Raw genomic sequence first — 13,094 nt, 5'->3', positions numbered from 1 at the left:
GATTAGTCCGGCGCGGCGACGCGGAGCGCGTGGAAGGATGGCGGGGCAACGTCACCATCAAAGGAGATGACCGCGTGCCTGGCACGAATCTCACCCGTGAAGAGGCTCAGCAGCGGGCGAAGCTGCTCACCGTCGACTCGTACGAGGTCGAACTGGATCTCAGCGGTGCGCAGGAGGGCGGCACCTTCCCGTCCGTGACCACCGTGCGCTTCGAGTCGGCCGAGGCCGGCGCCGAGACCTTCATCGACCTGGTCGCCCCGGCCGTGCACGAGGTCGTCCTGAACGGCGTGGCGCTGGACGCCGCCGCCGTCTTCCACGACTCGCGGATCGCCCTGTCCGGGCTCGCCGCCGGGGCCAACGAGCTCCGCGTGGTCGCCGACTGCGCCTACACCAACACCGGCGAGGGCCTGCACCGCTTCGTCGACCCGGTCGACCAGCAGGCCTACCTGTACACCCAGTTCGAGGTGCCGGACGCGCGGCGGGTCTTCGCCAGCTTCGAGCAGCCCGACCTGAAGGCGACGTTCCGTTTCACCGTGACGGCCCCGGAGGGCTGGACGGTCATCTCGAACTCCCCGACGCCGGAGCCGAAGGACCGGGTGTGGGCCTTCGAGCCGACCCCGCGGATCTCCTCGTACATCACCGCGCTGATCGTCGGCCCGTACCACGCCGTCCACAGCTCGTACGAGGGCAAGGACGGCCAGTCCGTCCCGCTCGGCATCTACTGCCGCCCCTCGCTCGCCGAGTTCCTCGACGCGGACGCGATCTTCGACGTGACCCGGCAGGGCTTCGACTGGTTCCAGGAGAAGTTCGCCTACGACTACCCCTTCGCCAAGTACGACCAGCTCTTCGTACCGGAGTTCAACGCGGGCGCGATGGAGAACGCCGGCGCGGTCACCATCCGCGACCAGTACGTCTTCCGCTCCAAGGTGACGGACGCGGCGTACGAGGTCCGCGCGGAGACGATCCTCCACGAGCTCGCGCACATGTGGTTCGGCGACCTGGTCACCATGGAGTGGTGGAACGACCTGTGGCTGAACGAGTCGTTCGCGACGTACACCTCCATCGCCTGCCAGGCGTACGCGGAGGGCTCGAAGTGGCCGCACGCCTGGACCACCTTCGCCAACTCCATGAAGACCTGGGCGTACCGCCAGGACCAGCTGCCGTCGACGCACCCGATCATGGCGGACATCCGTGACCTGGACGACGTCCTGGTCAACTTCGACGGGATCACGTACGCCAAGGGCGCCTCGGTCCTCAAGCAGCTCGTCGCCTACGTCGGCATGGACGCCTTCTTCAAGGGCGTGCAGGCCTACTTCAAGGCGCACGCGTTCGGCAACACCCGGCTGTCCGACCTGCTGGGCGCGCTGGAGGAGACCTCCGGCCGCGACCTGACCGCCTGGTCGAAGGCGTGGCTGGAGACGGCGGGCATCAACATCCTGCGCCCGGAGGTCGAGACGGACGAGAACGGCGTGATCACCGCCTTCGCCGTCCGCCAGGAGGCCCCGGCCCTGCCCGCGGGCGCCAAGGGCGAGCCGGTGCTGCGCCCGCACCGCATCGCGGTCGGCCTGTACGAGCTCCAGGACGGCAAGCTGGTCCGCACGGACCGCGTCGAGCTGGACATCGACGGCGAGCGGACGGCGGTGCCGGAGCTGGTGGGCCGCGCCCGTCCGGCCGTGGTGCTGCTCAACGACGACGACCTGTCCTACGCCAAGGTCCGCCTGGACGAGGTCTCGCTGGCCAACGTCACCGCGCACCTGGGCGACTTCACCGAGTCGCTGCCGCGCGCCCTGTGCTGGGCCTCCGCCTGGGACATGACCCGCGACGGCGAGCTCGCCGCCCGCGACTACCTGGCGCTGGTCCTGTCGGGCATCGGCAAGGAGTCCGACATCGGCGTCGTGCAGTCCCTGCACCGCCAGGTGAAGCTGGCCGTGGACCTGTACGCCGACCCGGCGTGGCGGGAGCGGGGCCTGGCCGCCTGGACCGAGGCCACGCGGGACCACCTGCGGACGGCCGAGGCGGGCAGCGACCACCAGCTGGCGTGGGCGCGGGCCTTCGCGGCGACGGCCCGCACCGAAGAGCAGCTCGCGTACCTGGCGGCGCTGCTGGACGGCTCCGAGACCGTCGAGGGCCTGGTCGTGGACACCGAGCTGCGGTGGGCGTTCCTGGAGCGCCTGGTCGCCACCGGTGTCGCGGACGAGCCGGCCATCGCGGCCGAGCTGGAGCGGGACGCGACGGCGGCGGGCGAGCGCCACGCGGCGACGGCCCGTGCGGCGCGGCCGACGGCGGCCGCCAAGGCGGAGACGTGGGCGTCGGTCATCGACTCCGCGGACCTGCCGAACGCGGTGCAGGAGGCCGTGATCGGCGGCTTCGTCCAGACCGACCAGCGGGAGCTGCTCGCGCCGTACGCGGCGAAGTACTTCGCCGTGGTCAAGGAGATCTGGGACACCCGGAGCCACGAGATCGCGCAGCAGATCGCGGTGGGTCTGTACCCGTCGCTGCAGGTCTCGCGGGAGACGCTCGACGCGACCGACGCGTGGCTGGCCTCGGCCGAGCCGAACGCGGGGCTGCGGCGGCTGGTGTCGGAGTCCCGGGCGGGGGTCGAGCGCGCCCTGAAGGCCCAGGCCGCCGACGCGGCCGCCGCCACCCAGGGCTGACACCCCCGGGCTGACGCCCCCGGCCCCGCCCGCCCCTCCGGGGGCCGGGCGGGGCCGTTCCGCGTCCGGAGCTGCGCCGCGGTGCGGGTCCCGGGCCGGGTGCGGGTCCCGGGCCGGGTGCGGGTCCCGGGCCGGGTGCGGGTGGGTGGCCGCTGCGCGGGGCTGTCCCCTACCCGCCCTTCCACCGTTCCCCGGGCTCCGCCCGGACCCTTCGGGGGCTCCGCCCCCGGACCCCGCGCCTCAAACGCCGGGGCTGGATTTCCGCCCCGCCGGGATTGCCCGCCCGGTGGGTGCCCGGCCCGGGTACGGGCCGCGCCCGGGTCCTTCAGCCGCGTCGGCGCCTGAGGCGGGAACGGTGGAAGGGCGGGTAGGGGACGGGCCCCGCGCAGCGGCGACGCCCGCGGTCAGGCGGCCGTGGTCTGGAGGGCCGTCAGGACGCGGGCCAGGGCGGGGGCCGATTCCGAGCCCCGCCGCAGGGCGGCGATCACGTGCCGCGTGGGCCGGTCCTGGTACAGGATCCGCACCGCGACCCCCTCCGCCCGCCCCGACACCATCCGCGGTACGAGCGCGACCCCCATCCCCGCCTCCACCATCGACAGGATCGCCGTCCACCCGGACGCCGAGTGCGCCTGCTCCGGTACGAACCCCGCCGCCTCGCACGCGCTGCGGGTGATCTCCGACCAGGGTCCGCTGCCCCCGTAGATCCACCGCTCCCCGGCCAGGTCGGCCAGCCGCAGGCCCCGCGCCGAGGCCAGCGGATGGCCGGGCGGCAGCGCGACGTCCAGGGGGTCCTCCAGCAGGGTGACCCGGGTGAAGCGGGGGTCGCCGGCGCCCGGGGCGTGGGCCGCGAGGGACAGCGCCAGGTCGACGACCCCGGCGGAGAGGAGTTCGTAGGACTCGGCGGCCTCGGTCTCCCGGATCCGGACCTCGATCCCGGGGTGGCTGCGCCGCAGGGCCGCGACGGCGGGGACGACGAGCACCGGAACGGCGGTCGAGAAGGCGCCGATCCGTACCTCCCCGGCCTCCCCGGCGAGGTACCCGGTGAGTTCGGCGTCGGCCCGCTCCAGCTGGGCGAAGACGTCCTCGGTGTGACGCAGCACCAGGTGGGCGGCATCGGTGAGCCGGACCCGGCGCCCCTGGGCCTCCAGCAGCGGGACCCCCAGCTGCCGGGCGAGGTTGGTCAGCTGCTGCGAAACGGCCGAGGGCGTCATGTGCAGCGCCTCGGCCGTCGCGGTGACGGTCCCCCGGTGGGCCAGGGTCCGCAGGATCCGCAGCTTCTTGATGTCCCACTCGATCACGCCCCCGAACCTACCTCCGGGTGACACTCGCCAGCCCGACTCCGCCGAGGATCAGCACCATGCTGAGCAGTTCGGCCGGGCCGGTGCGCTCGCCGAGGAGCAGCAGGCCCAGGCCCGCCACGCAGACCGGCTGGAGGTAGTAGACGACTCCCGCGCGGGCGGCGCCGATGATCGAGATGGCCTTGTTCCAGGCGAAGAAGGCGACGGCGGAGGAGAACACGCCGACGTAGAGCAGCGGTCCGACCGTCCCGGCGGTGGCCTCGAAGCCGCCCTGCACGTGGAGGGAGACGGCGTAGGCGGGGGCGAGCATCAGCGCGCCGAGCACGAAGGTGGTGATCAGGAAGGCGAGGCCGCCGATCTCGGCGGGCTTGCGCTTCAGGAGCGCGCTGTAGGTGGCGAAGGAGAGTGCGGCGGCGAACATCCACAGGTCGCCGGCGGTGAAGTCGAAGCCGAGCGAGCCGTCTCCGACGAGGAGCAGGACCCCGAAGGCCGCGAGCAGCATCCCGAAGGTCCGCCGGATGCCGAGCCGTTCGCCGCCGAGGCGGGCGTAGAGGGCCATGACGACCGGCGAAGCAGCCATGATCATGCCCATGTTGGAGGCGGAGGTGGTCAGTCCGGCCTGGTGGACGAGGGTGTTGTAGAGGGTGACGCCGAAGAGGGTGGCGAGGCTGACGTAGCCGAGGTGCTTGCGGATCAGGGCCCGCTGCTGCCAGGCCTGCCGGGCCGCGAAGGGGGCGACCGCGAGGGCGGCGATGATCCAGCGCCAGAAGACGGCCTGGACGGGCGGGACGGAACCGGCCATGCCCCGGGTGGCCACGAAACTGCCGGACCAGACGACCGTCGCGAGCAGGGCGAGGAGGACGCCGACCCCGGCGGCCCCCTTCTTCCCGCCTCCGCCGTCGGACTGCTGCTGTTCCTGCGAAACGGTTCGGGCGCGGTCCGTGACGGCCACCTGGGTGTCTCCCCCTCGGTTCTGGAGCTGGTCTGGATGTGCCCTACCGTCGCATCTCCGCATTGCTCAGGTCCATCGAAACATTTCGATCGGTTGCTTCAGGAGAACTGAACGGTTCCTTGGGTGCCGCGGCCGCGGGGGCCGGGGAGGTGCGGTCGGCGCGGCCCGGGAGCTGGCCGAAGACGGTGGCTCCGAAGGCGACCGCCATGCCCACCAGCTGGATCGGGGTCAGCGCCTGGCCCAGCGCGGCCCAGCCGATGACGGCGGCGGTGAGCGGGGAGAGCGGGCCGAGCAGGGTGACGGAGGTGGCGGAGAGCTTGCCGATGCCGCGGAACCAGAGGACGTAGGCGGCGCCGGTGTTGATCAGCATCATGTAGCCGTAGCCGAGGAAGGCCTTGCCGTCGAGGGCGGGCGGGGCCCCTTCGACGAGGGCGGCGATGGGGATGATGACGAGTCCGCCCGCGGTGAGCTGCCAGCCGGTCACGGCCAGCGGGCCGACGCCCTCGGGGCGCCCCCAGCGCTTGGTCATCACGGTGCCGGCTCCCATGGAGGCGGAGGAGACGATGCCGGCGATGACGCCGATGAGGTCGAGCTCAGCCTCCGCGGTCAGCACCACCATGCTCACGCCGAACGCGGCGACCACGGCGGCGAGCACGTTGCGCAGCCTGGCCCGTTCCCCCAGGAGGAGGGCCGCGAGGCCCACGACGAACAGCGGGCCCGCGGCGCCCAGTACGGCGGCGACGCCGCCGGGCAGCCGGTAGGCGGCGAGGAAGAGGAGGGGGAAGAAGGCCCCGATGTTCAGGGTGCCGAGGACGGCGGACTTCCACCACCAGGCGCCCTTGGGGAGGGTCCTGGAGAGGGCTATCAGCAGGAGTCCGGCCGGCAGGGCCCGCATCGCCCCGGTGAAGAGCGGCCGGTCGGGCGGCAGTAGCTCGCTGGCGACGACGTACGTGGAGCCCCAGGAGATGGGGGCCAGCGCGGTCAGTGCGATGGTGGCGACGCGGTTCACGGCGACTCCTCGGCGGCGGCGACCGGGAGCCCGCTGCCCCCAACTAGATCGCTCGTAAGTAGCTTACTACTAAGCTAGTTTTCCGCAAGCTACTTCCTTGCGAACGAGGAAGCGGAACTTGGATACTTCGGACATGAACCAGGCCATCAGGGAAGAAACCAGCAAGGACGCCGTCGACGCGATCACCGCACAGTGGTTCGCGGTACGACCCGACCTGGACACCGCCCCCATGAGCGTCTTCGGCCGGATCTACCGGATCGCCAGAGCCATGGGCGACGCGATGGAGCGGGTCTACAACCGCTACGGGATCTCCACCGGGGAGTTCGACGTCGTCGCCACGCTGCGGCGCTCCGGGGCCCCGTACACGCTCTCGCCCCGCCAGCTGTCGGCCACGCTCATGCTCACCACCGGCGGCATGACCGGGCGCCTGGACAAGCTGGAGAAGGCCGGACTGCTCACGCGCAGCCCGGACCCGCACGACCGCCGCGGCCTCCAGGTCACCATCACCGAGCGCGGACTCGCGCTCATCGACGAGGCGGTCGGGGCCGGCCTGGAGACGCAGGCCGCCGCCCTCAAGGGCTTCGGCGCCGAGGAGGTCGAGGTCCTGACGGGACTGCTCCGCAAGCTGCTGGCCGACGTCCCGCAGCACTAGGCCGTCCCTTGCGGGCAGCCGCGGACACGACGGGGCGCCGGAGGTCCGCCCGCGCCGGGCCGGAGCCGGGCGGATGGACCCCCGGCGCCCCGGAAGTCTTCGGGAGTGGCGCCGCCCCGTCGGGCCGGCCCACGTCCGTTCTGGTGTTACTGCTGCTTGCGCGACTTGTCGGTGACCATCACGAGACCCGCGATGACCAGGAACAGCACGATCGGCAGGGCCACGTAGAGGCCGATCGTCTCGCCAATGCTCAGGCCCGGACCCGGGTCGTCGCCGTCGTCGCGGGTGAGCGCGAGGGCGGGAGACGTCATCAGCAGCATCATCAGCGTCGATCCGGCCGTGACGGCGCCGGCGCGCAGAGCGTTCTTCTTGTCCACGGTGCCAAAGTAGCGAACACCCGAAGCGGGCGCGCGCCCGGGGGTGCCGTACGGGTTCACGCCCCCTTCCGCACCGCGCTCAGCAGGGCGTTCGCCCGGGGCGAGGCCGTGAGTGCCTCCAGGGTCAGCGGGCGGCCCGCCTCGTCCGCGACCGGCAGCCGCCAGTTGGGGTACTGGTCCCAGGTGCCCGGCAGGTTCTGCGGCCGCCGGTCCCCCACCGCGTCCGGCAGCCACACGCCGACCAGCCGGGCGGGCGTGCGCAGCAGGAAGGCGTACAGGGCCTGCACGGCGGCCTCTTCGCCCTTGGTCTCCAGCCCGAGCCCGTCCAGTACCCGCAGCCACTGCGCGGTGTCGGCGGCGTCCTCGGCCCGCTCCCGCTCCGGCGGGCGGGTCAGCAGGCCGAGCCGGTCGCGCAGTTCGACGTGCGCCCCGGCCAGTTTCGCCGCGCTGGGCGGCAGGTCGTGTGTGGTGGCGGTGGCCAGGCAGTCCTCCCGCCAGGCCCCGGGCGGCAGCGGATCGCCGTCGCCGGACCAGTCCCGCTCGAACCACAGCACGGAGGTGCCCAGGATCCCGCGCCGGGCCAGCGCGCGGCGCACCCGCGGCTCCACCGTCCCGAGGTCCTCCCCGACCACCGGCGCCCCGGCCCGATGGGCCTCCAGCACCAGGACGGCCAGCATCGCCTCGCCGTCGTAGGAGACGTACGTGCCGTCGGCGGGCGGGGCACCCTCGGGGATCCACCAGAGCCGGAACAGGCCCATGACGTGGTCGACGCGCACCGCGCCCGCGTAGCGGAACACACCGCGCAGCAGGTCGCGGAAGGGCGCGTACGCGGACTCCTCCAGGGCGTCGGGGCGCCAGGGCGGCAGCCCCCAGTCCTGGCCCCGCGCGTTGAAGGCGTCCGGCGGGGCGCCCACCGAGACGTGCCGGGCGTGGAAGGGCCCGGTCCGGGCGTCGGAGCCCTCGGGGTGCACTCCCACCGCGAGGTCGTGCACGATCCCGACCGCCATCCCGGCCTCCCGGGCGGCCCGCTGGGCGGCCGTGAGCTGCTCGTCCGTCAGCCACACCAGCCAGGCGTGGAAGTCGGCGCGCTCCGCCGGATCCTCCCCCGCGGCCGCCGCGCACCAGGCGGCGTGCCGCTCCAGCAGGGTGCCCTGCCCGGCGCGGAACTCCTCGTAGGCGGCCTGCCGTACGGGGGAACGCGGTACGGCGTACAGCAGTTCCAGGGCGGCGCGCTTGAGGTCCCAGACGGCGTCCCGGTCGATCAGGGCGCCCTTCTCCAGCACCTCCCGGCGCAGCCGCCCGCCCCGGGAGGCCAGTTCGTCGAGGGCGGCCCGCTCCGGGCAGTGCGCGTACTCGGGGACGTCCTCGACCCGCAGGTACACCGGGTCGGGGAAGCGGCGCGAGGCCGGCCGGTACGGGGAGGGGTCGCTCGGCGTGCCCGGAACGGCCGCGTGCACCGGGTTGACCTGGACGAACCCGGCGCCGTGGGTGCGGGCCGCCCAGCGGGCCAGCTCCGCCAGGTCCCCGAGGTCGCCCATGCCCCAGGAGCGCTCCGAGAGCAGCGAGTACAGCTGGACCAGGAGCCCGTGGGCCCGGCCGGGGGTGGCCGGCGCCCGGTCCGGGGCCACGATCAGGGTGGCCTCCGCGGTGCGCCCGTCGGGGGCCTGCGCGGTGAGCCGGTGGACCCCGAGGGGCAGCTGCGCGTCCCAGTCCCGCCGCGCCGCCCCGTCCTCGGGGGCCACCCGCAGCCGGGTCCCGGGCGGCAGCGCGGCCAGGACGGCCGGGACGGCCTCCCCGCGCCACTGCACGACCGTGGCCGGCAGCAGCCGCGCGGCCCGCTCCCGTTCGGCGGAGTCGGCCAGGCCCCGGACGTCCCCGGCGGTGTCGACCGGTACCCCGATCAGCCCGAGGACGGCCCGGACCGTGGCCTCGGGGACGTCGACGGTGACGTCCTCGGCGGGCTGGTAGCGGGTGGCGACGCCGTGCAGGGCCGCGAGCCGGGCGAGGTCGTCCATGGAGCTCCCTTGTCGTGGGGTGGGGCGGCCCGCCCGGTGCCCTAGAGGCCCGCGGCGGACGGTGCGGGGGTGGTCGGCTCGCTCGTGAGCGGGGCCTCCTCCAGCAGCGGGGGTTCGCTGGTCAGCGGCGCGTACGCGGAGCCGGCCAGCGGGGGCTCGCTGGTGAGGGGGCCCTGCGCCGGCCCGGACGGGGCGGGCAGGTGGGCGAGCGGGGCGTGGGCGCGGTCGGTGGTTCGGGCGGCGGTGGTGCGGGCGGCGGTTCGGGCGGCGGTTCGGGCGGCGGTTCGGGCGTTCATGGGAGCACTCCTTCGTGCGGGTCCGTCGGACGCGCCCATGCAACACCCCCGGTGAACACCGCAGCCATACCCAGTCGGAGGCATCGCATTCCTGGCGGATCCAGGTCAGATCACCCGCCCCGATTGACACTTCAGCCGCACGGGTGGTGGGCTCTGGCTCGTTCGTACGGGCGGGGGACGACTCGGGACGGGGAGGCTCCGTGCAGCTCAGGGGCAGGAAGCGGAGCACCGCGGCGGCGGTCGCCGTCATCGGGAGCCTGCTGGGCGGGGCGGTCGCCGCGACCCCGCAGGGCATCACCGCCACGCCGAAGACCTCCGGTACGCCGCGTTCCGACGGCGGCTCGGCCGCCGCTTCCGCCGCGGTCCCCGTACCGTTGCTCGACCCGGGCTCCGATCCGCCGCGAACCGCCGCCGAGGGGCCCGCCGTGTGGCCCCGGCCGCAGTCGGCGGTCGCCGATCCGGGACGGGAGCTGCCGGTGGGGGCGGAGGCCGTGCTGGTCGCGCCGCACGACGTGGACCCGTACGCCGCCGAGGTGGTGCGCACCGCCCTGCGCGGGGCGGGCGTACGGACCCTGCACGAGCGGACCCCCGGGGCCGCGCTGCCCGAACGGGCCCTCGTCGTACGGCTCCAGGGGCCCGACGCCGAGGCCGCGCTGCGCTCCCTCGGTGCGGCCGCCGCCGGCGACCTGCCCGACGGCGGGTACCGGCTGGCGGTGGGCCGCACCGGCGGCCGGGACACGGTCGCGCTGGCCGGGGTGGGCGAGGACGGGCTGTTCCACGCCGCGCAGACGCTGCGTCAACTGCTGGCGGCCGGGCCCGGGAAGGTGCCCGGGATGCTGGTGCGCGACTGGCCGATCGCCCCCGTGCGCGGGGTCACCGAGGGGTTCTACGGGCAGCCCTGGTCGCGGGAGCAGCGGCTCGCCCAGATCGACTTCCTGGGCCGCACCAAGCAGAACCGCCTGCTGCTGGCCCCCGGCGACGACCCGTACCGCACGACGGGCTGGCGCGACCCCTACCCGCCGGAGCGGCAGGAGGAGTTCCGGGCCCTGGCGGAACGGGCCCGCGCCAACCGGGTCGTCCTCGGCTGGGCGGTGTCCCCGGGGCAGTCCATGTGCCTGGCCTCGGCGGACGAGCGGGCGGCGCTGCTGCGCAAGGTGGACGCCATGTGGGAGCTGGGTTTCCGGGCCTTCCAGCTGCAGTTCCAGGACGTCAGCTACACGGAGTGGGGCTGCCGGGCCGACCGGGTCCGCTACGGCACGGGTCCCGCGGCGGCGGCGAAGGCGCACGCGGAGGTCGCGGGCGAACTGGCGGCGCACCTGGCCGCCCGGCACCCGGGGGCCGCACCGCTGTCGCTGCTGCCGACCGAGTACTTCCAGGACGGCGCCACCACCTACCGGACGGCGCTGGCCGGCGCGCTGGACCCCCGGGTGGAGGTGGCCTGGACGGGCGTGGGCGTGGTGCCGCGCACCATCACGGGCAAGGAGCTGGCCGGAGCCCGGTCCGCGCTCGGGCACCCGCTGGTCACCATGGACAACTACCCGGTCAACGACTGGGACCCGGGCCGCATCTTCCTCGGCCCCTACGCGGGCCGCGACCCGGCGGTGGCCGGAGGCTCGGCCGGGGTGCTGGCCAACGCCATGGAACAGGGCACGCTGTCGCGGATCCCGCTGTTCACGGCGGCGGACTACGCCTGGAACCCGCGCGGCTACCGGGCCGGGGAATCCTGGGCCGCGGCCGTGCGCGAACTGGCGGGCCCCGACCGGCGCACCCGCGAGGCGCTGGCCGCCCTGGCCGGCAACACCGCCTCCTCGGGGCTCAAGCTGGAGGAGTCCGCGTACCTGAAGCCGCTGGTGGAGGAGTTCTGGCGGGCCCGCGCCACCGGTGACCCCAAGGCGGGCGAGCGGCTGCGGGCGGCCTTCACCGTGCTGCGGGAGGCCCCGGCCCGGCTGCCCTCGTACGCCGCCGAGGCGGGCCCCTGGCTGGAGCGGCTCTCGCGCTACGGGGCCGCGGGCGAGCTGGCCGTGGACCTGCTGCGGGCCGAGGCCCGCGGCGACGGCGCCGCCGCCTGGCAGGCCTCTCGGGAACTGGACGCGGCACGGCGGGCCCTGGCCGAGAAGGGCGGGGCCCGGGTGGACACCTCCGTGCTGGACCCCTTCCTGAAGAGGGCGGCCGAGGAGTCCGACGGCTGGACGGGCGCGGCCCGCCGGGAGGGCACCGTGGAGCACGCGCCCGGCTCCTGGACGGTCCGGCTGGACTCCGCGCGCCCGCTGTCCGCGGTCACCGTCATGACGGACCCGCCGGCCGCCGACGCGCGGGGCGCGGTGGTGGAGGTGCGGGTGCCGGGCGAGGGCTGGCGCCGGATCGGCGAGGCGACCGTCTCCGGGTGGACCCAGGCCGACGCGGCCGGGGTGCGCGCCGACGCCGTGCGGCTGTCGTGGACGGGCGCCGACCCGGTGGTCCACGCGGTGGTGCCGTGGTTCGCGGACGGGCCGCGGGTCGCTCTGGACCTGGCCGACGGGGCGCCGGCCGACGTGGAGATCGGCGGCGGCCCGCGCACGGTGACCGCGCAGTTGTCGGCGCTGGGACCGGGCGAGGTGCGCGGCCCGTTCACGGCGGCCCCGCCTGCCGGGGTGGCCGTCCGGGTGCCGGGGGACGTGGTGGTGCCGCGCGGCACGCGGGTGTCCGTCCCGCTGGAGGTGACGGTGCCGGCGGGCACCCCGGCCGGGACCTACGCCGTCCCGGTCGCCTTCGCCGGGGAGACGCGCACCCTGACCGTGCGGGCCGTGCCGCGCACCGGTGGCCCGGACCTGCTGCGCGGCGCGCGGGCGTCCTCCTCGGCGGACGAGGACCCGCGCTTCCCGGCGTCGGCGGCGGTGGACGGTTCGGACGCCACCCGGTGGTCCTCGCCGGCGGTGGACGGCGCCTGGTGGCGGGCGGAACTGGCGGCCCCGGCCCGGATCGGGCTGCTGCGCCTGCACTGGCAGGAGGCGTACCCCTCCGCCTACCGGGTCGAGACGTCCGCCGACGGGGTGAGCTGGCGCCCGGCCGTCGCGGTGACCTCGCGGGGCGGTGTGGACACCGTCCGGCTGGACGCTCCGGACACCCGGTTCGTCCGTGTCACCTGCGACCGCCGGGCTACCCGTTTCGGCTGCAGCCTCTGGTCGGCCTCGGCCTTCTCGGTGGTCCCGTAGCCGGGTCCGCGCCCCTATGACGCGGCGACCCCGATGCGCTCCAGCGCGTCGTCCGCCCCGTACGGCTGGAGGTACGGCATCCAGCGGGGATCCCTGTGGCCCGTTCCGATGATCCGCCAGGCCAGGCCGGACGGCGGGGCGGGCTGGTGGCGCAGCCGCCAGCCGAGCTCCAGCAGGTGCCGGTCGGCCTTGACGTGGTTGCAGCGGCGGCACGCGGCGACGACGTTGTCCCAGGCGTGCTGGCCGCCCCGGCTGCGCGGGATGACGTGGTCGACGCTGGTGGCGACGGCCCCGCAGTACATGCAGCGGCCACCGTCGCGGGCGAAGAGCGCGCGGCGGGTGAGTGGAACGGGCCCCCGGTAGGGGACCCGCACGAAGCGCTTGAGCCGGACCACGCTGGGAGCGGGGACGGCTCTCGTCGCGCTGTGCAGAAAGGCGCCCGATTCTTCCAGGGAGACCGCTTTGTTCTCCAGGACGAGGACGAGCGCGCGGCGGAGCGGTACGACGCCGAGGGGCTCGTACGACGCGTTGAGGACCAGGACGTGCGGCACGGACTGCCTCCTTGTACGCCGGCGGCGCGTGGCTCGCGCCGGGACGATCTGCTCTCCAGTCTCCCCTTACGGCTGGTCGAAGCGCCACCACGCGCCCGT

10 protein-coding genes are annotated in these 13,094 nt (G+C 74.8%); 3 read left to right on the top strand and 7 right to left on the bottom strand.

Annotated features, from left to right (window positions below; translation table 11 throughout):
- Positions 1 to 74 precede the first annotated feature (74 nt).
- On the top strand, positions 75 to 2,654 hold the full coding sequence (gene pepN, locus OG295_RS22590) for an aminopeptidase N (protein ID WP_371678513.1): 2,580 nt from the start codon (positions 75 to 77) through the stop codon (positions 2,652 to 2,654).
- 404 nt (positions 2,655 to 3,058) lie between these two features.
- Here the strand turns inward: pepN and OG295_RS22585 are convergent, their stop codons facing one another.
- The 3 genes from OG295_RS22585 to OG295_RS22575 are packed head-to-tail and all read right to left on the bottom strand — an operon-like array spanning position 3,059 to position 5,913.
- Positions 3,059 to 3,952: a LysR family transcriptional regulator gene (locus tag OG295_RS22585; protein ID WP_371678512.1), complete on the bottom strand. Its 894-nt coding sequence runs from the start codon at positions 3,950 to 3,952 to the stop codon at positions 3,059 to 3,061.
- A 10-nt stretch (positions 3,953 to 3,962) separates the two neighbouring features.
- On the bottom strand, positions 3,963 to 4,904 hold the full coding sequence (locus tag OG295_RS22580; RefSeq protein WP_371678510.1) for a DMT family transporter: 942 nt from the start codon (positions 4,902 to 4,904) through the stop codon (positions 3,963 to 3,965).
- A gap of 43 nt (positions 4,905 to 4,947) precedes the next feature.
- Positions 4,948 to 5,913, bottom strand: coding sequence for an EamA family transporter (locus tag OG295_RS22575; protein WP_371678509.1), 966 nt, complete (start codon positions 5,911 to 5,913; stop codon positions 4,948 to 4,950).
- Between the two features lie 133 nt (positions 5,914 to 6,046).
- Between OG295_RS22575 and OG295_RS22570 the strand changes: the two genes are divergently transcribed.
- Positions 6,047 to 6,565 carry a MarR family winged helix-turn-helix transcriptional regulator gene (locus OG295_RS22570; RefSeq protein ID WP_371678508.1) on the top strand — a complete coding sequence of 173 codons (519 nt, stop codon included), beginning with the start codon at positions 6,047 to 6,049 and terminating at the stop codon, positions 6,563 to 6,565.
- Positions 6,566 to 6,711: 146 nt separating this feature from the next.
- Here the strand turns inward: OG295_RS22570 and OG295_RS22565 are convergent, their stop codons facing one another.
- Genes OG295_RS22565 through OG295_RS22555 form a run of 3 tightly spaced genes read right to left on the bottom strand, consistent with a single transcriptional unit; the run spans position 6,712 to position 9,253 of the window.
- Positions 6,712 to 6,942 (bottom strand): hypothetical protein, encoded by a 231-nt coding sequence (locus OG295_RS22565; protein ID WP_030229592.1) that lies wholly within the window; start codon positions 6,940 to 6,942, stop codon positions 6,712 to 6,714.
- Positions 6,943 to 6,998: 56 nt separating this feature from the next.
- Positions 6,999 to 8,957 (bottom strand): 4-alpha-glucanotransferase, encoded by a 1,959-nt coding sequence (locus tag OG295_RS22560; protein ID WP_371678507.1) that lies wholly within the window; start codon positions 8,955 to 8,957, stop codon positions 6,999 to 7,001.
- Positions 8,958 to 8,998: 41 nt separating this feature from the next.
- Complete coding sequence (locus OG295_RS22555; protein ID WP_371678506.1) at positions 8,999 to 9,253, bottom strand: hypothetical protein; 255 nt, start codon at positions 9,251 to 9,253, stop codon at positions 8,999 to 9,001.
- A 200-nt stretch (positions 9,254 to 9,453) separates the two neighbouring features.
- Between OG295_RS22555 and OG295_RS22550 the strand changes: the two genes are divergently transcribed.
- Complete coding sequence (locus OG295_RS22550) at positions 9,454 to 12,444, top strand: beta-N-acetylglucosaminidase domain-containing protein (RefSeq protein ID WP_371678505.1); 2,991 nt, start codon at positions 9,454 to 9,456, stop codon at positions 12,442 to 12,444.
- A 14-nt stretch (positions 12,445 to 12,458) separates the two neighbouring features.
- On the opposite strand, the gene OG295_RS22545 is transcribed toward OG295_RS22550, so the two are convergent.
- On the bottom strand, positions 12,459 to 12,995 hold the full coding sequence (locus OG295_RS22545) for an HNH endonuclease (protein WP_371678504.1): 537 nt from the start codon (positions 12,993 to 12,995) through the stop codon (positions 12,459 to 12,461).
- Positions 12,996 to 13,094 lie beyond the last annotated feature (99 nt).

The organism is Streptomyces sp. NBC_01276, from assembly GCF_041435355.1.
GTDB lineage: Bacteria > Actinomycetota > Actinomycetes > Streptomycetales > Streptomycetaceae > Streptomyces.
Note: the sequence above shows the minus strand (reverse complement) of the source record. Positions and strands in the feature narration are given on the sequence as shown.